Source organism: Isoptericola variabilis 225, from assembly GCF_000215105.1.
GTDB lineage: Bacteria > Actinomycetota > Actinomycetes > Actinomycetales > Cellulomonadaceae > Isoptericola > Isoptericola variabilis_A.
On sequence record NC_015588.1, the window covers coordinates 1,709,560 to 1,731,078 of the forward strand.

Below are 21,519 nucleotides of genomic sequence, written 5' to 3' on the forward strand. Positions count from 1 at the left end.
CCTGGCCACGACGCCGCAGGTCAACGCCCTGCGGCGCGCCGCCGTCGTGAGGAGGGACCCGTGGTCGCACCGCCGAGGCTCGAACGCCTCACCGTCGCCGAGGCCGCCGACCGCTACCTCGCGTCCGTGCGCGTCGAGACCGTCCGGGGCGTCCTCTCCCCCGCGACCGCGCGCAGCTACGAGCGCGACGTCACCGAGCTCGTCACCCTCCTCGGCCCCGGCCGCGTGCTCGACGACGTCACGGGCGACGACGTCGACGACGCGCTCGTGCGCTACCAGGCCAGCCCGGACGGCCGCTACGCCGACCCCTCCCGCAAGGGCGCGCCCGGCCGCTCCACGGCGACCGTCAACCGGTTCCGCCAGTCGGTGACGCGCTTTTTCTCGCACGCCGCCCGGCACGGCTGGGTCCAGGCCGACCCCATGCAGTGGGCCTCCCCGCCCGCGAAGGTGCGCGAGCGCCTGCGCGTCGAGCGCACGGCCCTGTCCGCCTCGGCCGCGCAGGTCCTCCTGGCCACCGTCGCCGGCGGGTCCGGCAGCGGCGACTCCGGCCCGGCCGCGCGCCGGCCCCGCGCCGACCAGGCGCTCGCGCCGCGCGACCGGCTCGTCGTCGCGCTGCTGCTCGTGCTCGGACCGCGCGTGTCCGAGCTCGCGCGCGCCGACGTCGCCGACTTCACGCGCGAGCCCGACGAGACCCGGTGGCGCATCGTCGGCAAGGGCGGCACCACACGCACCGTCGCCCTGAGCCCGCCGCTCGCCGCCGCGCTCGAGGACTACCTGACGCGGCTGCGCCCCCGGCTCGCCGCGCGCCGGCCCGACGACGCCGACGCCCAGCGCGCCCTGCTGCTGTCCTGGCGCGGCCGACGCCTGGACACGCAGGCCATCCGCGGCCTGCTCGCCCGCGCCGTCGACCGCATGCCGGCCCCCTACCGGCGCCCCACCACGCCGCACGCCCTGCGGCACACCACCGCGACCCTGCTCGTGGCCGAGGGGTGGGACGTCAAGGTCGTCGCCGAGCTGCTCGGGCACGCGTCGATCGCCACGACCGGCGTCTACCTCGACCGCATCGAGGGCGAGCTCGCCGCCGCCATCCGCAGCCACCCGCTCGCCGGGGCGCTCGCCGGCGGGTGACCGCTCGCGAGCGGGTGAATCGGCGGGCGCCGCGCCGCGCGCCCGGATACGGTGAGCGCGTGCCGCCGCGTCTGCCCCGCCTGCCCCGGTCCGCCGTGCGCGTCCAGGTGGACTGGCCCACCGTGCGACGCTTCGCCCGGCGGGCCGCCGCCGCGGCCGCGGTCACGCCCCTGGCCACCGCGGCCGGTCTCATGGTTCTCGACAAGGTCCGCGGTCAGCGCTACCCGCTCGACAAGCGGTTCCCGACCGCGCCGCCCGCGACGTCGCGCATCGGCGAGAACACCACGACCGTCTACACCTACGGCGACGACCTCTACCAGGACATGCTCGCCGCGATCCGCACCGCCAGGAAGCAGATCCTCCTGGAGACGTACATCTGGAAGGGCGACGAGGTCGGCGCCGAGTTCAAGCAGGCCGTCGTCGAGGCCGCGGAGCGCGGCGTCGACGTCTACCTCGTCTACGACACGTTCGCGAACCTCGTCGTGCCGCGGTCGTTCTACGACTTCCCCCCGGCCGTGCACGTGCTCGCTTTCCCCGTGTTCCGCCCGCAGGTGGTCGTCTCCGCCGTCCGGCACTCGGGCCGCGACCACCGCAAGATCCTCGTCGTCGACGACGAGGTCGCGTTCGTCGGCGGGTACAACATCGGCTCCCTGTACGCGACGCGCTGGCGCGACACCCACCTGCGCGTGACCGGCCCGTCCGTGTGGGAGCTGCGCAACGCGTTCGTCGACTTCTGGAACCGCTGGCGCACCGACGACCTGCCGATCCTGCAGGACGTCGGCTCCCCGCACTGGCTGCCGCACCTGCGCGCCGCCCGCAACGCGCCCAGCGAGCTCGTCTTCCCCATCCGGGGCCTGTACCTCGACGCGATCGACCGCGCCTGCTCGCACGTCTACATCACCCAGGCGTACTTCATCCCCGACCGGGACATCCTCACCGCGCTGCTCAACGCGGCCGCCCGCGGCGTCGACGTGCGCGTCCTCGTCCCCGAGCGCTCCAACCACGTGGTGGCCGACTGGCTCGCGCGCGGCCACTACGCGACGCTGCTGCGCGGCGGGGTGCGCATCTTCCTGTACCAGGGTGCGATGATCCACGCCAAGACCGCGACCATCGACGGCGCCTGGTCCACCGTCGGCACCGCCAACATCGACCGCCTGAGCCTCACCGGCAACTACGAGATCAACCTGGAGATCGTCGACGACGGCGTCGCCGCGCGCCTCGAGGACACCTTCCGCATGGACCTCACCAACGCGCGCGAGCTCACGCTCGACGAGTGGGAGCGGCGGCCCGCGCTGAAGAAGCTCGCCGAGCTCGTGCTGTCGCCCCTGCGCCCTCTGTTGTGAGGCGCACCGTCGTGAGGCGCACCTGGCCCCGCCACGGCCGCGCCCGCGGTCAGACGTCGAGCGACTCCCCCGCCCGCAGCCGGCGGTACTCGTGCTCGCCGCCCAGGCGCGCGGTGTCGAGGAACTTCGCCACCAGCCCGTGCCCTACCTCCGACAGCGGCGCGTCGTGGACCGGCACGACCAGGCGGGCGCTCGCGGCCAGCGTGTGGTCGACGGCCTCGGCGAGCTTGAGCCACGGCGCGGCGACCGGCACGAGCAGGACGTCGACCGAGCCCGGCGGCAGGTCGAACGAGTCCCCCGGGTGGTGCACGACGGCGCCGTCGAGCTCGACGAGGTAGGTGCGGTTCTCGATCCGCTCGAGCCGGGGGTGGATGACGGCGTGCAGGCCGCCGCCCACCGTCACGCGCGCGTCGGCGAGCTGGAGCGTCTCCCCCGGCGCTACGGCGTGCACCCGCTCGGGGGCGCCGGCGCCGGTCAGGAGCGCGACCGCGCCGTGCGTGCCCCAGACCTCCAGGGCGGGGTCGGCGTGCAGCGCGGGCACGAGGGCGCCGGTGTCGACGTGGTCGGGGTGCTCGTGCGTGACGAGGACCGCGGTCGCGCCCTCGAGCGCGCCGGCGGCGTCGGCGTACGTGCCGGGGTCGACGACGACGCGCGTCGCTCCGCCGTCGAGCCGGACGCACGAGTGTCCGTAGGACGTCAGGCGCACGGTGCGGGCGGGGTCAGCCGGCGGTGCGGGCGCGGCGGCGGGCGGCGAGCTCGTCGCCCTCGTGGCTCGCGACGGCCTCCGCCTCGTCGAGCGACTCGGTCGGCATGTCCGACAGGGTGCCCTCGATCTCGCGCCAGACGCGGCCGACGGCGATGCCGAAGACGCCCTGGCCGCCCTGCACCAGGTCGACGACCTCGTCGGGCGACGTGCACTCGTACACCGAGGCGCCGTCGCTCATGAGCGTGATCTGCGCGAGGTCCTCGACGCCGCGCTCGCGCAGGTGCGTCACCGCGCTGCGGATCTGCTGCAGGGAGACGCCGGTGTCGAGGAGCCGCTTGACGACCTTGAGCACGAGGATGTCGCGGAAGCTGTAGAGCCGGTGCGTCCCGGAGCCGGTGGCTGGCCGGATCGACGGCTCGACGAGGCCGGTGCGCGCCCAGTAGTCGAGCTGGCGGTACGTGATGCCCGCGACGCGGCACGCGGTCGTGCCGCGGTAGCCGGTGCCGGCGTCCTGCTCCGTGAGGTCCTCGCCGAAGAGGAGCCCCTGCGCGCCGTGCGGCACCGAGACGCCCGGCGCCGGGGCGCTTGCCTCACCGCTGCTGTTCACTGTGCCTCCTGTGATGTCGCTTCCACGCTAGGGGGCGCCCGGGGGGTCGTCAACGACGTCGGGCCGGAGCCGTTCCGGCGTGTCGCGAGAGGTCAGGCGCCCGGTGCCGCCGCGGCGTCCGGGTCGTGCCGCCCGAACCCTCGACCTGATGTTGAAGGTTGGCCGCGTCCCACGGTAGCCGAGGTTCATCCTCGACCTGAGGTTCACGGTTGCGTGTCGTCCGGTCCGTCGCCGGGGCGCGGCTCCTCCGGACCCTCGCCCGGTGGTCCGGCCCCGCTCGGGTCGGTGAAGTCCTCGGGGTTGACGTGGTCGAGGAAGTCGCGGAACCGCTCGACCTCCCGCTGCTGCTCGACGTCGACCACCTCGACCCCCGCGGCGGCGATGATCTCCGCCGAGCACAGCACGGGGCTGTCGGTGCGCACGGCCAGGGCGATCGCGTCGGACGCGCGCGAGTCGAGCCGCACGCCGTTGGAGAGCACGAGCTCGGCGAAGAAGATGCCCCCGTCGAGCGCGACGATCTCGACCCGCTCGAGCTGGACGCCGACGGCGCCGAGCAGGTCCCGCAGGAGGTCGTGGGTCATGGGCCGGGGCGTGACCAGGCCGGCCTGCGCCATGGCGATGGCGGACGCCTCGCGGGCGCCGATGACGATGGGCACGGCGAGGTCGGCCGCGGTGTCGAGCAGCAGGACGACGATCTCCTGGTCGTGCGCCTGCTGCCGGACGCCGAGAACCTCCACCGGGACCATCGGCACGTCGTTCGGCACGTCTGCCTCCACCGATCCACGGTACGACGGCCGGATGCGCGGCGTCGCGGTCAGCGCGGAACGGGTCGACGGGGCCCGACGAGCGGTGCGCTCTCAGCCGAGGTCGGCCACGCCCTGGCGCACCCACGCGGTGTGCAGGCGTGCGAGGAGCTCGCCGACCTCGGCGCCGAGCGTGGCGGCCTGGGCGCGCGCCGACGGGGTCTGCTGCTTGCGGTACGGGGCCACGAGCTGGTCGACGAGGCCGACGTGCCGGTCCGCGGACGTGCGCAGCGGGCGCAGGTGACGCGGCTCGATGCCGTACTCGGCCAGCCGGGCCACGATCCGCACGACGTCGGCGGCCCCCGCCTCGAACCAGCCGCCCGGGCCGGGGCGCAGCACCCCGGCCATCACGAGCTGCTGCACGAGCTCGGTGCTCGTGCCGGTCGCCTCGGCGAGCGACTCGGCGGTCCAGCGGCGCCGGGCCGACGACCCGTCGTCCGCGGCGCCGTCGGCCAGGCGCGGCGCGGGCCCCGGTGCGGGCTCCCCCGCGTCCATCGCGGCGAGCCGCTCCTTGATGACCTTCAGCGGCAGGTAGGAGTCGCGCTGCTCGGTCAGGACGAACCGCAGGCGCTCGACGTCGGCCGGGCTGTACTGGCGGTACCCCGACGGCGTGCGCACGGGGTCGATGAGCCCCTGCTCCTCGAGGAACCGCAGCTTGGAGTGCGAGATCGACGGGAACTCGGGTCCGAGCTGCGCCAGCACGTCGGAGATGCGCATCGTGGCCTGGCGGGAGATCCCGCGCGGCCACGGCTCGGGTGCCTCCGGGCTGCGCGGCTCCGGGTCCCGCGCCGCGTGCGCGGACGTCACGGCAGGGGCGCCTGCGTGTCCCGCGGCGCCTGCGGGCTCGCGTGGAACGACATGCGGAACTTGCCGATCTGCACCTCGTCGCCCGTGGTGAGGGTCGCCGCGTCGATCCGGACGCGGTTGACGTAGGTCCCGTTGAGCGACCCGATGTCGCGCACGACGAACCGATCGCCCTCGCGGACGAACTCCGCGTGCTTGCGCGAGACGGTGACGTCGTCGAGGAAGATGTCGGCGTTGGCGCTGCGGCCCGCGACCGCACGGTCGGTGTCGAGCAGGAACCGTTCGCCGACGGCGCCGGACCCGTACTGCACGACGAGCAGCGCCGAGTGCCGCGGGAGCGCCGCGACCGCCGCCGCCTCCTCCGCCGTCAACGGGATCCGGTGGACCTGCTCCTCCGCGGGCGCGCCGATGCGACCGAGGTGCGCCGTGGTGTCGGCGCCCGCCTGGTGCGGCGGGAGAGCACGGGGGTCCGTCATCAGTCCTCCTGCGAGTTCGGGCCAGGCCGCCGGACGCATGCCGGCACCGGGTACGCGCTCGACCGTGCGCCGGGTGCCGTCGTGCGCCCGACGTGCGCCTTCGTCCGCTCAACCTACCCCGTCACGGGCCTGTGCGGGAAGCCGGGACGTCGCCCGCGGCGATCAGTCGGCCGACTCCACCGGGCGCGCGAACCGCGGCTCGCGCGGCTCGCGCACCGCCGTGACCTCGACCCGGTCGTGCGAGACCAGCGTCACGCTCGCACCGCGGTTGCGCACCGTCGCGAACGCGCCGCCCGGGATCTCCAGCGCCGGGCTGATCGTCGCCGGGTCGCCGATCGCGACCCACTCGTAGGGCGGCGACAGCTCCTGGTCGTCGACCACGATCACGCCGTCGCGGTCCACGAACCACGACGACGTCACGAGCCGCAGCCCGTTGAGCTCGACCGCCTCCGCGCCGGCGTTGCGCAGCTCCTCGAGCACGTTGAACAGCTGGGAGGCCGTCAGGCCCCGGCCCGGGTCTGCGATCGAGATCTCGACCCCCGGTCCCTCGGCCGGCAGCCGCCCCGACAGGATGCCCTCCGACGCGGCGCGCTCCCGGGCCAGCTCGAGCGCCGCCTGCGCCTGACCCGTGCCCGACGCCAGGTCGTCGCGCGTCGCCTCGAGCCGCGCGACCTCCTCGTCGAGCCGGTCGGCCCGCTGCGTCACCTCGTCCAGCAGGCGCACCAGGTCGTCCTGGCGCGCCGACGACAGCTGGTCCGACGCCGACTGCTGCACCTGCACCACGAGCGCGAACCCGAGGGCGGCGCACAGCACGCCGGCCAGCAGCTGCGAACGAGTCAGCCGCGGGCGCAGCGCCTCCCCCAGCCGGCGCCACCCGCTCGCCCGGGCGGCGCTCGCGGCCGGGGCCGCGGCCGGCTCGGCCGGCGTCGGCCCGGTCGAGGGCCGCGCCGCGGCGCCCGCCGGCGCGTCGTACTCGTCCGCCGGCGCGTTGTCCTCGGGGACGGCCTCGGCAGCGCCCTGCGGCGCGCCGTCCACCGGCTCCTCGCCCACCACCGGCTCCTCGCCGGGAGCCGGCTCGTCACCGGGCACCGGCGTCGCGGCGTCGGGGTCGGCCGGAGCGTCGTCCTCCGCGGCGGCGGCGGGCGCCGGCGTGTCCGGGTCGGTGCGGGCGTCGTCGTGCGGGTCGCGCGGCGCGGGGGCGGCGGTGTCGTCGTCTGCGGTCATGCTCAGGCCTTGAACAGGTGCCGGCGGATCGCCGCCGCGTTCGAGAAGATCCGGATGCCCAGCACCACGACCACCGCGGTCGACAGCTGCGAGCCCACGCCCAACTGGTCGCCGAGGAACACGATGAACGCCGCGACGAGCACGTTCGACAGGAACGAGACCAGGAACACCTTGTCGTCGAACAGCCCGTCCAGCAGGGCGCGCAGGCCGCCGAACAGCGCGTCGAGCGCCGCCACGACGGCGATCGGCAGGTACGGCTGCAACGCCACCGGGACCGTCGGCTGCAGCACGAGGCCGGCGACGACACCGATCACGAGCCCGACGACGGCGATCATGGGCTTACCTCCTCGGTTGCGGTGCCACTGGGGCTGGGCAGGGCGTCCGACAGCGGCTCCGCGCTGCGCAGCTGCTGCGTCCCCACGCCCGGCAGCTCCAGGTCCTCGGCCGCGGTCACGCTCGACTCGATGCCGTAGCCGGACGCCAGCAGCTGCAGGTACGTCGGGGCGTCGGAGCGAGCGTACGCGGCCTGCATCGCCTGCGGGTCGCCGATCGCCCGGATCGTGTACGTCGGCCCGGGCAGCGGCACCAGGTCCACCAGGATCGCGTCCCCCGCGTTGCGGATCGCCGACACCGACGTCAGCCGCTGCCCGTCGACCGAGACCGCCTCCGCCCCGGCCGCCCACAGCGCGTTCACCACGGTCCGCACGTCCGTGTACTGCACGCGCGAGCCCGGCTCCCCGTCGCCGTCGGTCAGTCCGCCGCCACCGTCGGTCAGCGTCACCACCAGGCCCGGGCCCCGCACGGCCCGCGACCCGTTGACCAGCCCGTCCAGGCGCAGCTGCTCGGCCAGCACCGGGTCGCGCGCGAGCGTCGCCCGCTGCAGCGCCTCGATCTCGTCGCTGAGCGTCGCGCTGCGGGCCTGCAGGGCCTCCGCCTGCGCCGAGCGTGCCGCGATCTCGTCCTCGAGCAGCGCCCGCGCCTCCGCCACGCCCTCCTGCGGCACCCTCAGCTGACGCGCGGCGCTCGCGGTCATGAGGCCGAGGAGGATCGCGACGAGCACGAGCAGCACGACGCCGACCGGGCTGCGGCGGTCGGGCGCGCGGCCCTCCCGGACGGCCCGTCGCCGGGCCGCGGCCTCGGCGTACGCGGGGTCGAGCGGGCGCTCCATGACCTCCACGAGCAGCGTCATCGACGCGTCGGGGCGCGGCCGGCCGCCGGGCCGTGCCGGGGCGGGCGCCGTCACCGCGCGCCCTCCTGCGCGACCAGCCGGCGGGTCTGGGCCACGTACTGCAGGCCCGCGAGCCAGTACAGGCCGATGCCCCACCACGTGAACGCCCAGCCGACGACGTGCGCGACCGCACCGAGCGCGCCCGGCGCCTCCGCGAGCAGCAGCAGCGGGAACGCGTACAGCAGCGCGAACGTGCCCGCCTTGCCCACGAAGCTCACCTCGAGCGGGCCGTAGCCGTGCCGCGCGAGCACCGGCAGCAGCACCGCGAGCATGAGGTCGCGCGCCGCGATCACCACCACGAGCCACAGCGGCACGATCTCGCGCCAGGCCAGGCCCACGAGCGTGACGAGGATGAACAGGCGGTCGGCCGCGGGGTCGAGCATCTGCCCGAGCTTGCTCACCTGGTCCAGACGGCGCGCCAGCACGCCGTCGAGCCAGTCGGTGAACCCGGAGACCGCGAGGACGACGAGCGCCCACACGTCGTGACCGGCGACGATGAGGACCGCGAAGACCGGCACGAGCGCCAGGCGCACGAGACTGATGACGTTCGGGATCGTGAAGACCGTGGAGCGGACCTCCTGCCCTGCCTGCACGCTCACCTTCCCCCGTGGTCACCGGCCCAGTGCCGTCCCCGCCATCCTACGCAGTGGGCAACCTCACCGGCGGCGGCGCCCCGCCGGGAGCCGCCGCACCGTAGGATGGAGGGGACTTCGGAGTTCGTCGTCCCTCCCGTGTGTTCGTAGCGACCCCGGCCAGAGCCGGGTCAGGTGTGTGTGTCCGGGACGAGCGACCGCCTCGCCGCCCGACGGCGACGCAGGACTCCTCCCACCACGACGAACGGTCATCACCCCCGCATGAGCACCTCTGAGACGACCCTGCCCACCGACGTCACGTTCACCGACCTCGCCCTGCCCGCACCGCTGCAGGCCGCCGTCGACGACCTCGGCTTCACCACCCCGTCGCCCATCCAGGCCCGGGCCATCCCCGCCCTGCTGTCCGGGCGCGACATCACCGGCGTCGCCCAGACCGGCACCGGCAAGACCGCCGCGTTCGGCCTGCCCCTGCTGGCCGCCGTCGACCCCGCCGCCAGCGTGGCGGGCGGCCACGTCCAGGCCCTCGTCCTCACGCCGACGCGCGAGCTCGCCATCCAGGTCGCCGACGCGATCGAGTCCTTCGCGACCCACCTGCCCGGCCTGCGCGTCCTGTCCGTGTACGGCGGCGCGCCGTACGTGCCCCAGCAGCGCGCCCTGCGCGACGGCGTCCACGTCGTCGTCGGCACCCCCGGCCGCGTCATGGACCACATGGAGCGCGGTGCGCTCTCCCTCGACGCCGTGCGCTTCCTCGTGCTCGACGAGGCCGACGAGATGCTCCGCATGGGCTTCGCCGAGGACGTCGAGAAGATCTTCGGCCAGGCGCCCGAGCGCCGGCAGGTCGCGCTCTTCTCCGCGACCATGCCCCCCGCCATCCGCACCGTCGCCGAGACGCACCTGACCGACCCCGTCGAGATCACCGTCTCCCGGCAGTCCAGCACCACCACCAACGTCGAGCAGTCGTACGCGATCGTGCCGTTCCGCCACAAGGTCGGCTCGCTCGTCCGCGTGCTCGCGACCTCCGATGCCGACGCCACCATCGTCTTCACGCGCACCCGTGCTGCCGCCGAGGAGGTCGGCGCCGCGCTCGTCGAGCGCGGCATCTCCGCCTCCACCATCTCCGGCGACGTCGCGCAGAAGGAGCGCGAGCGCATCGTCGAGCGCCTCCGCTCGGGAGCCCTCGACGTCCTCGTCGCCACCGACGTCGCCGCCCGCGGGCTCGACGTCGACCGCATCGGCCTCGTCGTCAACTTCGACATCCCCCGCGAGGCCGAGGCCTACGTGCACCGCATCGGCCGCACCGGCCGCGCCGGGCGCACCGGCAAGGCCCTGTCGTTCGTCACCCCGCACGAGCGCGGCAAGCTCAAGCACATCGAGCGCACCATCCGCGCCGAGCTCACCGAGGTCGAGATCCCCTCCCCCAAGGACGTCTCCGAGCACCGCGCCCGCCGCATGCTCGACGCCGTCGCCGCCCGCCGCGAGGCCGGCCGCCTCGACCTGTACGCCCAGATGCTCTCCGAGCGCACCGGCGGCGCCGAGCCGTCCGAGGTCCTCGAGGTCGCGGCGGCGCTCCTGGCGCTCGCGGTCGGCGACGACGGCCCTCGCCAGCGCGCCGAGCAGGAGGAGTTCGAGCGCCAGCGCGCCGAGGCCCGCGGCGGCCGCACGCGCGAGACGCACCGTGCCGAGCGCGAGGACCGCGAGGGCGACCGCACGCACCGGCACCCGCGGGCGGACCGTCCCGAGCGGGGCGACCGCCGTCGGCGCGACCACGACGACCGGTCCGGCATCCGCCGGCCCGCGGCGGGCACCCGCTACCGGCTCGCCGTCGGGCACACGCACGGCGTGCAGCCGCGCGGCATCGTCGGCGCGCTGACGAACGAGGGCGGCCTCACGGGCGCCGACATCGGCAAGATCGACATCTTCGGCAGCTTCTCGCTCGTCGACATCACGACGCCGCTCGACACGGCCACCATGGACCGCATCGGTCGGGCGCACGTGGCCGGCAAGCAGCTGCGAATCGCGGTCGACAAGGGCGCGCCCGAGCGCCGCGCCCCGCGCACCGAGCGCCGCCCCGCGCACAGCAGCTGATCGCTAGAGGCGGTCCGGCGCCTCACCGTGCGTGCGCACGAGTTCGAGCAGCCGACGCGCCTCGGCCATGCCACGCTCGCCGTCGGACCGCTGGATGCCCATGACGGCGAGCGTGCCGCCGTCGGCGAGGTCGAGCCTGACCCACGCGTCGTTGCCGCTGAACCGGACGGCGACGATCTCCGGCCACGCCAGGCGCCGCGTGTAGACGACGTTGCGCACCACCAGCCCTGCGGGGCTGGGGCTCGCGTGCACGCCTGCGACGCGCCACAGCAGCAGTGCGGCGAGGACGGCGAACGCCACGAAGGACGCGCGGCTCGCCGGCTGCGCCCCGATCGGTCCTCGGGCCGTCAGTCCCACGAACAGCGAGCCGCCGACGGCGATCGCGCCGACGAACCAGGCGGCGACCCGGCCCCAGAACGGGCGGAACGTGCGGTACCGGTCGGAGGTGCGACGCTCGGCGCTCATGCCAGCAACGCTGCCACCGTTCGCCGCCCCGTGCACGAAGGCACGGGGCGGTGCACGGACAGGCTCAGAGGCGGCACGCGTGGATGGACGTGACGAGGATCCCGCGCGCACCGATCTCGTAGAGGGCGTCCATGACGCGGTTCGTCTCGGAGCGGCGCACCATCGCGCGGACGGCCGCCGACTCGCCGTTGTGCAGCGGCGAGACGGTGGGCGACTCGAAGCCGGGCGTCACGGCGACGGCCTTGTCGACCAGCTCGATCGGCACGTCGTAGTCCAACAGCACGTACTCGCGCGCGGTGATCACGCCCTGGAGCCGACGCGTGAGCACGTCGAGGCCCTCGGGCTCGCTGTCGCCGGACCGGCGGATGAGCACCGCCTCGGACCGCAGGATCGGCTCGCCGAAGACCTCGAGGCCGGCCGCGCGCAGCGTCGTGCCGGTCTCGACGACATCGGCGATGACGTCCGCGACGCCCAGCCGCACCGAGCTCTCCACGGCGCCGTCGAGGTGGACGATCGCGCTCGGCTCGACGCCGAGGCGCCCCAGGTGGTCCGCGACGAGGGTCGTGTACGACGACGCCACGCGCTTGCCCGCGATCTGCTCCACCTCGGTGACCGTGCCGGCCGGCGCGGCGAACCGGAAGGTGGACGTCGCGAAGCCGAGCGGGAGGTGCTCGACGGCGTCGGCCGCGGAGTCCAGGAGCAGGTCCCGGCCGGTGATGCCGACGTCGACCGTGCCCGACCCGACGTAGACGGCGACGTCGCGCGGACGCAGGAAGAAGAACTCGACGCCGTTGTCGGCGTCGGCGAGCACGAGCTCGCGGGTGTCGCGGCGCTGGCGGTAGCCCGCCTCGCGCAGCATGTCGGTGGCGGGCCCGGACAGCGAGCCCTTGTTCGGGACGGCGATGCGGAGCACTGGGAACCTCGTTCGGTCAGGAGCGGCGGTGGACGACGACGGAGCGCGCGCTGCGGACGTGGTGCCTCGGTCTCGAGGTGGTCACCACGACCCGGCGCTCACAGATGCGCGTACACGTCCTCCAGCGTGAGCCCCTTGGCGACCATGAGCACCTGCACGTGGTACAGCAGCTGCGAGATCTCCTCGGCGGCGGCCCGGTCGGACTCGTACTCGGCGGCCATCCACACCTCGGCGGCCTCCTCGACGATCTTCTTCCCGATCGCGTGCACGCCGGCGTCCAGCTGCGCCACGGTCCCCGACCCTGCGGGACGGGTCACCGCCTTCTCGGACAGCTCGGCGAACAGGGACTCGAAGGTCTTCACGCGCCCAGCGTAGACGGCCGACCCTCCCCCTCCGGGCTCGGTCCCGGTCTCCGGGACGCACGTCACAGCAGTGTTCTGGCGCTTGGCACACTATTTATCCCGGAGCATCGGGAAGGTCCGTGGTCGGACGACGGTTCCGGACGCGCACTCCCGCTCGCCGCCCTGTCAGAGGCCGGGGTGTCCCGCCGGCCACGAGGCGGGCAGCCCCCCGTCGGGGCCGGGCGTCACGACGCCGTCGAACGGCGTCACGGTCCGCAGGCCGTGCTCCGCGTCGTCGTGGAGGATGACGACGACCTCGCCCTCCACGTCGAGCGGGTCCCCCGACGGGTACGTGGCCGAGGAGCAGGTCTCGGGCGTCGAGAGCACGGTGACCCGCTCCCCCGCCTCGACGCCCGTCCCGACGAGCACCTCGGCGACGTCGAGCTCCCACAGGGCGCCGTCGACGCCCCAGACCCGCTGCGTCCCGGCGGGCCCGACGACGGTGGCGCGCACCGCGAGGTTGTCCCGCGCCGCCTCGACCGGCGTCGCATGGAGCACCCAGTCGACGCACGTGGCCGCCTCCCCGCCGGCGCCGCCGTTCCCAGGACCGCCGGGCGGGTTCTCCTCGACCGTGCCGAGCACGGAGGCGCACCCGCCGAGCAGCAGGGTCCCGATCGCTGCCGTCACGGCGGACCGTCCGCTCCCCATGACACCTCCCGAGGTCTCATGGGGACTGTGTCGCCGACCCGGCCGCCCTTGCGCGGCGCGAGCCCTCAGTGCGCGTGCTTGCCGGCCAGCTCGCGCAGCGCCGCGATCTCGTCGGGGATGCTCTCCGCGCCGTACACGGCCGAGCCGGCGACGAAGACGTTCGCGCCCGCGTCCGCGGCGCGCTCGATCGTGTCGCGCGAGATGCCGCCGTCGACCTGGATCCAGACGTCGAGCCCCGACTCGCTGACGGCCTGCCGGGCGCGGCGGATCTTGGGCAGCGTGCCCTCGATGAAGGACTGGCCGCCGAAGCCGGGCTCGACGGTCATGACGAGGATCATGTCGACCTCGGCGAGCAGGTCGAGGAACGGCTCGACGGGCGTCGCCGGCCGCAGCGCGACGCCGGCGCGGGCACCGAGGCGCCGCAGCTCGCGCGCGAGCCGCACGGGCGCCGTCGCGGCCTCCGCGTGGAACGTCACCGACGCGGCACCCGCCTCGGCGTAGGCGGGCGCCCAGCGTTCCGGGTCCTCGATCATGAGGTGCGCGTCGAGCGGCACGGGCGAGACCTTGGCGAGGCGCTCGAACACGGGGAGTCCGAGCGTGAGGTTCGGCACGAAGTGGTAGTCCATGACGTCGACGTGCGCGTAGTCGGCCGTCGCGATCGCGTTGAGGTCGCGCTCGAGGTTCGCGAAGTCGGCCGACAGGATGCTCGGGTTGATCAGGGCTGCCATGATGCCCAGCGTAGGGGCCGATCCGGTGCCCCACGTGCGCGCCCGAAGGAGCTCACGCATGGTTCCCGAGATCAACTACTGGGCCGTCGTCCTCGCCGCGCTGTCCACGATGGTGGTGGGCGCGGTCTGGTACACGCCGAAGGTCTTCGGCAACGCCTGGATGCGGCTGGCGAAGGTCGAGCCGGACAGCAGCAGCGCCGTCGGGCCGATCGTCATCACGCTCGTCGTGAGCTTCCTGTCCGCGTGGGTGCTCGGCGGCGCCGCGTACATCGCCTGGCAGTTCTACGGGGGCAGCTTCCTGTGGGCGTCGGTCGCGACGGCGGCCTTCCTCTGGGTCGGCTTCACCGCGGCCCGGTTCGTCACCCACGACGCGTTCGAGCGCCGGCCCGTCGGACTGACGACCATGAACCTCGCGCACGAGCTCGTGACGTTCCTCGTCATGGCGCTGATCATCGGAGTCTGGCCGCCCGCCGGGGTCTGACCGGGCCGCGGGCTCAGCCGTCGGCGAGGCTCGCGCGCAGCTCGTCCGTGCGACGGGTGACCGCCTGCCAGGCCTCCGGCCCGACGCCGGCGTGGGCGTCGCGGTCGATCTCCTCGAGCGCCGTGCGCAGCGCCTCGAGCGTCTCCTCGACGACCCGCCGTGCACGCCGCCGGGGCAGGCCCCACGAGACGCCCTCGACCACGAGGTGCCCGGCCGTGATGCGGTCCATCCGCCGCTCCCCCGCCACGTCCATCGCGAAGACGCGGGACGCGTGGTCATGGTGCAGGTGCATCGAGACGTCGTAGGCGGGTGCGAGCGCGACCGTGCCGTCCTCCCGCCGCAGCAGCGAGATGTTCTTCGCGTGCGCGTCGGTGTTCCCGACGGCGAGGTTGAGCACCGTGAGCGCGAGCAGCGGGTCGGGGCGGGCGCCGTCGTCGCGCAGCACGCGCGCGATCCGCGCGAGGGACGGCAGCGCTCGACCGTGCTGGAACTTGCGCTCCGGGTCACGGGTGTTGATGCCCAGCGCCTGCGCGGCGTCCTCCTGGTGGACGCGGCGCAGCCCACCGGGCGCGGAGGGGTCGGGGACGCGGTCGTAGCGCGAGACCACGATGCAGCGCACGCCGTCGAACTCCGCGACGCGGGCGTCGATCGTCGTCAGCCCCACGCGGCGCGCGAGGTCGAGCGCGGCGGCCTCCGTGTCGGTGAGGTCCGACGTCGGCGAGCCGGCCTCGCGCGAGACCTTGAGGATGTGCGTGGTCGGCATGCCCGCGCTCGCGCGGGCCCAGCCGGCGCCCGTGCGCACGAGCGTGATCTTGGGCTCCATGCCCGGCAGCGAGCTCGTCAGCCGGTTGGCGCGGCCCGCTCCCCCGGCCCGAGCGACGGCGGCGCGCAGCAGGTCGGCCACGCCGGCGTCGTCGAGCGCCTGGGGCTCGGAGTCGCCGTGCGCCGGCTCGGTCCCCGGCTCGACGAAGACGACCGCGCCCGCGGTGTCCGTGCCGTAGCGGCCGAGGAAGGCGACCGTGTCGTCGGGGTCGATCCCCGCGTCGATCGCCATGGTGTCGCGCGTCCGGCCCTCGGGGAGCAGTCCGTCGAGCCACGCGCCCACGCGCGCCGGGGCGGGCGCGGCGTCGGCGTCCATGGGCAGCAGGTGCGACAGGACGCGCGAGCCGTACCCCCAGCGGTCCACGGCCGCGTCGTCCCACTCGAGCTCGACGCGGCGGCCGCGCAGGGTGTCACGGGCGACGACGCGGGCGACCCGGCCGCCGTAGAGCCAGGCGTCGATCTCAGCCCTTGCCATCGGCACCCCGCTCCTCGAGCCGGACGTCGATGCCGAGCTCGTCGAAGATCTCGAACAGCCGCGTGATGTAGAGGTTGTCCGCGCCCGACTCGACCTCGGAGACGTACTGCCGGGTCAGGCCCAGCTCGTCCGCGAGCGCCGCCTGGCTGAGGCCGCGGCGGCGGCGGGCCTGCTGGACGAAGCGACCGACGTCGCGGGAGCTGCGCGCGAGGGTCCAGCGCTGGGCCATGGCTGCCTCCGGCTGTCAGGATGTTCTGGCACGTACGCATGTCAGGTTATGCCGACACCCTCGCCGAAGCAAGTATTTCCTGACGTCCGCCGCCAGGTCAGCGGCGGCGCAGCAGGGTGAGGTGCATCGCGTCGGTGCCGTGGACGTGGGGCCACAGCTGCGCGTCGAGGCCTCCCGCGCCCCCGTCCGGCGCGCCGAGGTCGAGCGCGGCGCCCGGGACGAGCACCGCGCGCAGGACCTCGCGGGCGTCGAGGCGCTCGGCGTCGTCGCGACGGCGCAGGACGTCGTCGACGACGAGCCGCGTCTCGGCGAGGTGGGGCGAGCAGGTGACGTAGGCGACGACTCCCCCAGGCCGGACGGCGTCGAGCGCGGCGCCGAGGAGCTCGCGCTGCAGCGTCGACAGCACGCCGAGGTCGGCGGGCGTGCGCCGCCAGCGAGACTCGGGACGCCGGCGCAGCGCGCCGAGGCCCGTGCAGGGCGCGTCGACGAGCACGCGGTCGTAGGCGCCGGGCTCCTCGACCCCGAGGTCGCGCCCGTCGCCGGTGCGGACCCGCTCGACGACGCCCTCGGGCACGGCCCGCAGCGCACGCTCGACGAGCCGGGCCCGGTGCGGCTGGGCCTCGTTGGCGACGAGCGTGGCGTCGCGCCCGGCGGCCAGAGCCGCCAGGAGCGCGGACTTGCCGCCCGGCCCGGCGCACAGGTCGAGCCAGCGGGCGTCGGTGCCGTCGAGCGGTGCGGCGGCGAGCGCGAGGGTGACGAGCTGGGAGCCCTCGTCCTGGACGCCGGCGCGGCCGTCGGCGACGGCGGGCACGGCGGCGGGGTCGGTGCCGCCCGCGAGCACGAGCGCGGTGGGGGCCCAGCGCCCGGGCTCGAGCCGCACGTCCGCCGGCGCGCCGGCGGCGACGTCGTCGGGGTCGGCGAGGCCCGGGCGCGCGACGAGGGTGACCCGCGGCGAGGCGTTGTCGGCGTCGAGCAGGTCCGCGGTCTCCTCGGGCGAGCGCCCGTTGCCGGCGAGCGCCTCGCGCAGCGCCCGGGTGACCCACACGGGGTGGGACCCGGTCGTGGCGAGGGCGGTGACGGCGTCGGGCGCCTCGGCGCGCAGCCGCTCGAGCCAGTCGTCGAGCGAGGTGCGGTCGACGGCGCGCAGGACGGCGTTGACCATCTGAGCGGGCCCGGCGCCGACGCGGTCGCGCGCGAGCGCGACGGTCTCGGACACGGCGGCGTGCGAGGGCACGCGCATGCCGAGCAGCTGGTGGGCGCCGAGGCGCAGCACGTCGAGGACCTCGGGGTCGAGCTGCTCGAGCGGCCGCGTGACGCAGCGGGCGAGGATCGCGTCGTACCGGCCGCGCAGCCGCAGGGTGCCGTAGGCGAGCTCGGTGGCGAACGCGGCGTCGCGGCCGGCGATGCGCCGCTCGCGCAGCAGGGGCGGCAGCACGAGGTTGGCGTACGCGTCGGAGCCGTCGACCTCGCGCAGCACGTCGTAGGCGGCGGTGCGGGCGGGGTCGGTCCGACGACGGCGCTGCCCGGGGGCCTGGGCGGTGCGGTGCCGCTCGCCCCGGCTGCGGGCGGCCCCGCGCTGGCGGCCGCGCGGGTCGCGTCGCTCGTCGCTCACCGCTGCTCCCCCAGGACGACGGCGCCGTCGCCGTCGACCAGGCCACGAGCGCCGCGCGCCCAGTCGGGGGCGGGCATGGGCTTCTTGCCGACGGGTTGCACGTGGCCGAGGGCGACGGCGTGGGTGGCGGTGCCGACGAGGACGTCCTTCTTGCCGGCGCGGAGGTGGCCGGGCGCGAGGTCGTCGACGTCGGGGCGGGGGGTGACGGGGCCGAGGCCGAGGCGTGCGCCGTCGGGCAGGGTGGTCCAGGCGCCGGGCGCGGGGGTGCAGCCGCGGATGCGCCGGTCGACGGCGTGGGCGGGCGCGTCCCAGCGGACGCGCGCGTCCTCGGTGGTGAGCTTCGGGGCGATCGAGACGCCGTCGGCGGGCTGCGGCCGGGGGCGCAGGTCGCCGTCCTCGAGGGCGTCGAGGGTGGCGACGAGCAGCTGGGCGCCGCTGGCCGAGAGCCGCTCGAGGAGGTCGCCCGCGGTGTCGCGGGCGCGGATGGTCTCGGTGGTGGTGCCGAGGACGGGGCCGGTGTCCATGCCTTCGTCGAGCAGGAAGGTGGTGGCGCCGGTGACCTCGTCGCCGGCCATGATCGCGTGCTGGACGGGTGCGGCGCCGCGCCAGGCGGGCAGCACGGAGAAGTGCAGGTTGACCCAGCCGAGGCGGGGCACGGCGAGCACGTCGCGGCGCAGCAGGTGCCCGTAGGCGACGACGGGGGCGGCGTCGACGTCGAGGTCGCGCAGGCGGGCGACGAACTCCTCGCCGCGCGGGACGTCGGTGAGGACGGGGACGCCGGCCTCCTCGGCGGCGACCTTGACGGGGCTGGGCACGAGCCGCCGGCCGCGCCCGGCGGGCGCGTCGGCGCGGGTGAGGACGGCGACGACCTCGTGACGGGAGGCGAGCAGCGCCTGGAGCGACGGGACGGCGGGTTCGGGGGTTCCGGCGAAGAGCAGACGCACCGGCCCAGTCTAGGCGGGGCGCACGGGGACCCCGAGGTCGCGCAGGGCGGCGCGGAAGGCGGCGGTGCCGGTGAAGTGCACGGCGTGGAACCCGGCGTCGCGGGCGGCCGCGACGTTGGCGGGCGAGTCGTCGACGAACACCGCGCGGGCGGGGTCGACGTCGAACGCGCGGGCGAGGTGGGCGAAGATCCGCGGGTCGGGCTTGGCCAGGCCGACCCGGCCGGAGACCACGACGTCGTCCATGAGCCCCACGGCGGAGGCGACCGTCTCGGCGTGGTGGAACAGCTCGGCGGACCAGTTCGTCAGCCCGTACAGCCGCAGGCCGAGCCCCTTGAGCTCGGCCGCGAGCTCGGCGGACCCGTCGACCGGCCCGAGGAGCGTGCCGGCGAACCCGGCGACGTACGCGTCGACGAACGGCACGAGGTGCGGCCGGTCCGCGAGCGCCGCGCGGGCCTCGTCCCAGGTGCGGCCGGCGTCCTGGGCGTGGTTGAAGGCGGGGAAGTCGATCTCGGTCATCCATCGTTCGACCTCGGCGCGGTCGTGGCCGGTGAACGCCCCGTAGGGGTCCCAGCGGACCAGGACGTTGCCGAAGTCGTAGACGGCGGTGTCGATGGCGGCGGCCGGGCCGGTGGGCATGGTCAGAGCATCTCCTTGGGGTCGAGCTGGACGCGCACGGTGCCGCCCTCGCGGCGTGCGGATCGCACGGCGAGGGAGGCGCGCAGCTCCCGGGCGAGCTGCGTCCCCTGGGCGAGGGGGACGCGCACGACGACGCGCACGGGCGGTTCGAGGGCGGGTTCGCGGGCGGGCAGCTCGACGGGTCCGAGGAGCGCGTCGCCCGTGGCGAGATCGACGCGGCCCACGAGGGCCTCGACGGCCGGGCGGTCGCCGGTGACGGCGGCGACGCGCACGGCGGGCGGCAGCGCGAGCTCGCGGCGCTCGGCGAGCTCGCGGTCGGCGAGCCAGGGGGCGTCGTACCGGACGAGCGCGCCCGTGGGGGCGGGGGCGCCGTCGCCGACGAGCAGGACCTGGCCGCCGGCGCCGGCGGGGCGGACGAGGCCCGCGGCGGCGAGCCACCGGTGCAGCGCCTCGGTGGCGACCGCCAGGCCCGTGCCCGAGGTCGTGACCGCGGCGTCGAGCAGCAGCGCGGCGGCGTACCCGCCGGCGGCGACGGGTTCGGCGCCGGGCGTGGCGACGACGAGGGCGGGCCGGTCGTCGACGCGGTCGAGCACGCCGCCGGGCGCGGTCGAGGCGGACGTGCGCACGGGGGTGCCCGGGAAGGCGCGCCCGAGCTCCTCGGCGGTGCGGTCGGAGCCGACGCGCACGGCGCGCAGCCGGGTGTCGCCGCACTCGGCGCACCGCCAGCCGCCGGCGAGGCGGCCGCACCACGTGCACTGCGGCGCGGAGGCGGTGCGGGGCAGGCCCAGGGGTCCGTGGCAGTGGGCGCAGCGGGCGGCGGTGCGGCAGCGCCCGCAGGCGACGACGGGCAGGTAGCCGGTGCGCGGGACCTGCACGAGCACGGGGCCGCGCTCGAGCGCGTCGCGCGCGGCCCGCCACGCGGCCGTGGGCAGGCGGGCCGCCGCCCCGGGGCCCTCGTGCGCCAGCTCGACCGACGTCAGGGCCCGCACCCGGGGGGCGCGGGCGCGCAGCACGTCGCGGGGCGCCGCGATCTCCCGCGCCCACCCGGAGGCGAGCAGCGCCTGCGCCTGCACGGTGCGGCCGGGCGAGCCGAGCAGGTAGGCGGCGCCCTCGGCCTCGCTGCGCAGCGCGAGCACCTCGCGCACGTGCGGGTACGGGGCGTGCGGCTCGGCGAGCGTGTCCTCCCCGTCGCCCCACAGCACGACCAGGCCCAGCTCCGGCACGGGCGCGAACATCGCCGCGCGCGTGCCCACGACGACGGGCGCCAGGCCGTGGCGCGCGCGCAGGAAGGCGCGGTACCGGGGTGCGGGGCCGTCGTCGGCCAGCAGGCGCACGGTGCCGTCGACGCCGGCAGCCTCGAGGGCGGCGCAGACGCGGTCGGCGTCGCGCGCGTCGGGCACGACGACGAGGGCGCGGCGCCCGCCGGCGAGCGCGGCGCGCACGGCCTGCGCGATCGCGGCGGCCCAGTGCGGCAGGGTCGCGGGCTCCGGCCCGGGTCCGGGGGCGAGCCCGGGCAGGGCCGTCCAGACCGCGCGCGGGCCCTCGCCCGCCAGCACGTGGCGGCAGAACGCGTCCCCGCCGCGGTACGGGGCCCACTCGTCGGTGTGCGCGCCGGTGGGCGCGCCGGCGCCCCGGTCCGCCCCGCCCCCGAGGGCCGCGGCCGGTCCGGCGGGCGGCGCGTCGGCGAGCGCGGCGAGGACCTCCTTCTCGACGCGGGCGTGCCGCGGCGGCACCGCGAGGCGCAGCACGTCGGCCAGCGTGCCGGCGTACCGCTCGGCGACCCGGCGGGCGAGCGCGAGCACCTCGGGCGCCAGCACCGGGTCGGGCGACACGACGCGCCGCAGCGGCACGAGCCGGCCGGCGTGCTCGGACGCGGCGGCGCGCGCCACGACGTAGCCGCCGACCTCCTGCGGCCCGAACCGCACGCGCACGCGCGCGCCGGGCACGGCGTCGTCGGCCATCGCCGCGGGCACGAGGTAGTCGTACTCGCGGTCGAGGTGGGCCGGCTGCAGGTCGAGCACGCAGCGCGCCACCGGGTCCGTCGCGGCGATCTCCTGCGCGCCGAGCGCGGGCTTCGCGCGGCGCGCGGCGGGCGCGCCGGCGCCCACGTCCTCGAGGCCGAGCAGCGCCGGCTGCTCGGGACCGGGGGCGTCGCTCACGCGCCTATC

The 21,519-nt window shown here is 75.9% G+C and carries 24 protein-coding genes; 4 read left to right on the top strand and 20 right to left on the bottom strand.

The window, feature by feature from the left end; genetic code table 11:
• Positions 1–60 precede the first annotated feature (60 nt).
• Both ISOVA_RS07930 and ISOVA_RS07935 read left to right on the top strand, forming a co-directional pair.
• Positions 61–1,128: a tyrosine-type recombinase/integrase gene (locus ISOVA_RS07930; RefSeq protein WP_013838720.1), complete on the top strand. Its 1,068-nt coding sequence runs from the start codon at positions 61–63 to the stop codon at positions 1,126–1,128.
• A complete protein-coding gene (locus ISOVA_RS07935) occupies positions 1,125–2,471 on the top strand; it encodes a phospholipase D-like domain-containing protein (RefSeq protein WP_013838721.1) in 1,347 nt (448 codons plus the stop codon). The genes ISOVA_RS07930 and ISOVA_RS07935 overlap by 4 nt, the downstream gene beginning before the upstream one ends.
• Before the next feature lie 49 nt (positions 2,472–2,520).
• Here ISOVA_RS07935 and ISOVA_RS07940 read toward each other — a convergent pair whose 3' ends face one another.
• The 9 genes from ISOVA_RS07940 to clsA form a co-directional block, all read right to left on the bottom strand.
• The gene (locus ISOVA_RS07940) at positions 2,521–3,177 is read right to left on the bottom strand and encodes an MBL fold metallo-hydrolase (protein WP_013838722.1); all 657 of its coding nucleotides are present in this window, start codon (positions 3,175–3,177) and stop codon (positions 2,521–2,523) included.
• 13 nt (positions 3,178–3,190) lie between these two features.
• On the bottom strand, positions 3,191–3,784 hold the full coding sequence (locus ISOVA_RS07945; protein ID WP_013838723.1) for a MerR family transcriptional regulator: 594 nt from the start codon (positions 3,782–3,784) through the stop codon (positions 3,191–3,193).
• A 203-nt stretch (positions 3,785–3,987) separates the two neighbouring features.
• Positions 3,988–4,530, bottom strand: coding sequence for a bifunctional nuclease family protein (locus ISOVA_RS07950; RefSeq protein WP_049788444.1), 543 nt, complete (start codon positions 4,528–4,530; stop codon positions 3,988–3,990).
• A 111-nt stretch (positions 4,531–4,641) separates the two neighbouring features.
• Positions 4,642–5,394 (bottom strand): transcriptional regulator FtsR, encoded by a 753-nt coding sequence (ftsR, locus tag ISOVA_RS07955; RefSeq protein WP_013838725.1) that lies wholly within the window; start codon positions 5,392–5,394, stop codon positions 4,642–4,644.
• A complete protein-coding gene (locus ISOVA_RS07960) occupies positions 5,391–5,867 on the bottom strand; it encodes an FHA domain-containing protein (RefSeq protein WP_013838726.1) in 477 nt (158 codons plus the stop codon). Before ISOVA_RS07960 ends, ftsR begins: the two co-directional genes overlap by 4 nt.
• Before the next feature lie 162 nt (positions 5,868–6,029).
• A complete protein-coding gene (locus ISOVA_RS07965) occupies positions 6,030–7,091 on the bottom strand; it encodes a DUF881 domain-containing protein (RefSeq protein ID WP_013838727.1) in 1,062 nt (353 codons plus the stop codon).
• A gap of 2 nt (positions 7,092–7,093) precedes the next feature.
• Complete coding sequence (locus ISOVA_RS07970) at positions 7,094–7,426, bottom strand: small basic family protein (RefSeq protein ID WP_013838728.1); 333 nt, start codon at positions 7,424–7,426, stop codon at positions 7,094–7,096.
• Complete coding sequence (locus tag ISOVA_RS07975) at positions 7,423–8,334, bottom strand: DUF881 domain-containing protein (RefSeq protein WP_013838729.1); 912 nt, start codon at positions 8,332–8,334, stop codon at positions 7,423–7,425. The genes ISOVA_RS07970 and ISOVA_RS07975 overlap by 4 nt, the downstream gene beginning before the upstream one ends.
• The gene (gene clsA / locus ISOVA_RS07980; RefSeq protein ID WP_013838730.1) at positions 8,331–8,912 is read right to left on the bottom strand and encodes a cardiolipin synthase ClsA; all 582 of its coding nucleotides are present in this window, start codon (positions 8,910–8,912) and stop codon (positions 8,331–8,333) included. Before clsA ends, ISOVA_RS07975 begins: the two co-directional genes overlap by 4 nt.
• A 261-nt stretch (positions 8,913–9,173) precedes the next feature.
• On the opposite strand from clsA, the gene ISOVA_RS07985 reads away from it, so the two are divergent.
• Positions 9,174–10,997: a DEAD/DEAH box helicase gene (locus tag ISOVA_RS07985; protein WP_013838731.1), complete on the top strand. Its 1,824-nt coding sequence runs from the start codon at positions 9,174–9,176 to the stop codon at positions 10,995–10,997.
• A gap of 3 nt (positions 10,998–11,000) precedes the next feature.
• Here ISOVA_RS07985 and ISOVA_RS07990 read toward each other — a convergent pair whose 3' ends face one another.
• The 5 genes from ISOVA_RS07990 to rpe all read right to left on the bottom strand — a co-directional run bounded on the left by ISOVA_RS07990 (position 11,001) and on the right by rpe (position 14,152).
• Positions 11,001–11,462, bottom strand: a complete 462-nt coding sequence (locus tag ISOVA_RS07990) for a PH domain-containing protein (protein ID WP_013838732.1) — start codon at positions 11,460–11,462, stop codon at positions 11,001–11,003.
• Between the two features lie 64 nt (positions 11,463–11,526).
• A complete protein-coding gene (hisG, locus tag ISOVA_RS07995; protein ID WP_013838733.1) occupies positions 11,527–12,375 on the bottom strand; it encodes an ATP phosphoribosyltransferase in 849 nt (282 codons plus the stop codon).
• Between the two features lie 98 nt (positions 12,376–12,473).
• A complete protein-coding gene (locus ISOVA_RS08000; protein WP_041294816.1) occupies positions 12,474–12,737 on the bottom strand; it encodes a phosphoribosyl-ATP diphosphatase in 264 nt (87 codons plus the stop codon).
• A 165-nt stretch (positions 12,738–12,902) separates the two neighbouring features.
• Positions 12,903–13,403, bottom strand: a complete 501-nt coding sequence (locus ISOVA_RS08005; protein ID WP_143762087.1) for a hypothetical protein — start codon at positions 13,401–13,403, stop codon at positions 12,903–12,905.
• 86 nt (positions 13,404–13,489) lie between these two features.
• Positions 13,490–14,152, bottom strand: a complete 663-nt coding sequence (gene rpe / locus ISOVA_RS08010) for a ribulose-phosphate 3-epimerase (protein ID WP_013838736.1) — start codon at positions 14,150–14,152, stop codon at positions 13,490–13,492.
• 58 nt (positions 14,153–14,210) lie between these two features.
• Here rpe and ISOVA_RS08015 point away from each other — a divergent pair, with 58 nt between their 5' ends.
• On the top strand, positions 14,211–14,633 hold the full coding sequence (locus ISOVA_RS08015) for a DUF1761 domain-containing protein (RefSeq protein ID WP_013838737.1): 423 nt from the start codon (positions 14,211–14,213) through the stop codon (positions 14,631–14,633).
• A 13-nt stretch (positions 14,634–14,646) separates the two neighbouring features.
• On the opposite strand, the gene ISOVA_RS08020 is transcribed toward ISOVA_RS08015, so the two are convergent.
• From ISOVA_RS08020 to ISOVA_RS08045, 6 genes are all read right to left on the bottom strand, one after another.
• Positions 14,647–15,930, bottom strand: a complete 1,284-nt coding sequence (locus tag ISOVA_RS08020) for a HipA domain-containing protein (RefSeq protein WP_013838738.1) — start codon at positions 15,928–15,930, stop codon at positions 14,647–14,649.
• Positions 15,917–16,159, bottom strand: a complete 243-nt coding sequence (locus ISOVA_RS08025; protein ID WP_013838739.1) for a helix-turn-helix domain-containing protein — start codon at positions 16,157–16,159, stop codon at positions 15,917–15,919. Before ISOVA_RS08025 ends, ISOVA_RS08020 begins: the two co-directional genes overlap by 14 nt.
• Positions 16,160–16,256: 97 nt before the next feature.
• The gene (locus tag ISOVA_RS08030; protein WP_013838740.1) at positions 16,257–17,771 is read right to left on the bottom strand and encodes an RsmB/NOP family class I SAM-dependent RNA methyltransferase; all 1,515 of its coding nucleotides are present in this window, start codon (positions 17,769–17,771) and stop codon (positions 16,257–16,259) included.
• A complete protein-coding gene (gene fmt, locus ISOVA_RS08035) occupies positions 17,768–18,715 on the bottom strand; it encodes a methionyl-tRNA formyltransferase (RefSeq protein WP_013838741.1) in 948 nt (315 codons plus the stop codon). The genes ISOVA_RS08030 and fmt overlap by 4 nt, the downstream gene beginning before the upstream one ends.
• 9 nt (positions 18,716–18,724) lie before the next feature.
• The gene (locus tag ISOVA_RS08040; protein ID WP_013838742.1) at positions 18,725–19,351 is read right to left on the bottom strand and encodes an HAD family hydrolase; all 627 of its coding nucleotides are present in this window, start codon (positions 19,349–19,351) and stop codon (positions 18,725–18,727) included.
• A gap of 2 nt (positions 19,352–19,353) precedes the next feature.
• Positions 19,354–21,510 carry a primosomal protein N' family DNA-binding protein gene (locus ISOVA_RS08045; protein WP_013838743.1) on the bottom strand — a complete coding sequence of 719 codons (2,157 nt, stop codon included), beginning with the start codon at positions 21,508–21,510 and terminating at the stop codon, positions 19,354–19,356.
• Positions 21,511–21,519: the final 9 nt, after the last annotated feature.

Excerpts from the sequence above, each read along its gene's own strand:
- ISOVA_RS08020 (WP_013838738.1), bottom strand. The coding sequence starts at position 15,930 with ATGGCAAGGGCTGAGATCGACGCCTGGCTCTACGGCGGCCGGGTCGCC.
- rpe (WP_013838736.1), bottom strand. The coding sequence starts at position 14,152 with ATGGCAGCCCTGATCAACCCGAGCATCCTGTCGGCCGACTTCGCGAAC.
- ISOVA_RS07970 (WP_013838728.1), bottom strand. The coding sequence starts at position 7,426 with ATGATCGCCGTCGTCGGGCTCGTGATCGGTGTCGTCGCCGGCCTCGTG.
- ISOVA_RS07965 (WP_013838727.1), bottom strand. The coding sequence starts at position 7,091 with ATGACCGCAGACGACGACACCGCCGCCCCCGCGCCGCGCGACCCGCAC.
- ISOVA_RS07960 (WP_013838726.1), bottom strand. The coding sequence starts at position 5,867 with ATGACGGACCCCCGTGCTCTCCCGCCGCACCAGGCGGGCGCCGACACC.
- ISOVA_RS07950 (WP_049788444.1), bottom strand. The coding sequence starts at position 4,530 with ATGGTCCCGGTGGAGGTTCTCGGCGTCCGGCAGCAGGCGCACGACCAG.
- ISOVA_RS07985 (WP_013838731.1), top strand. The coding sequence starts at position 9,174 with ATGAGCACCTCTGAGACGACCCTGCCCACCGACGTCACGTTCACCGAC.
- ISOVA_RS07990 (WP_013838732.1), bottom strand. The coding sequence starts at position 11,462 with ATGAGCGCCGAGCGTCGCACCTCCGACCGGTACCGCACGTTCCGCCCG.
- ISOVA_RS08025 (WP_013838739.1), bottom strand. The coding sequence starts at position 16,159 with ATGGCCCAGCGCTGGACCCTCGCGCGCAGCTCCCGCGACGTCGGTCGC.
- ISOVA_RS08015 (WP_013838737.1), top strand. The coding sequence starts at position 14,211 with ATGGTTCCCGAGATCAACTACTGGGCCGTCGTCCTCGCCGCGCTGTCC.
- ISOVA_RS08040 (WP_013838742.1), bottom strand. The coding sequence starts at position 19,351 with ATGCCCACCGGCCCGGCCGCCGCCATCGACACCGCCGTCTACGACTTC.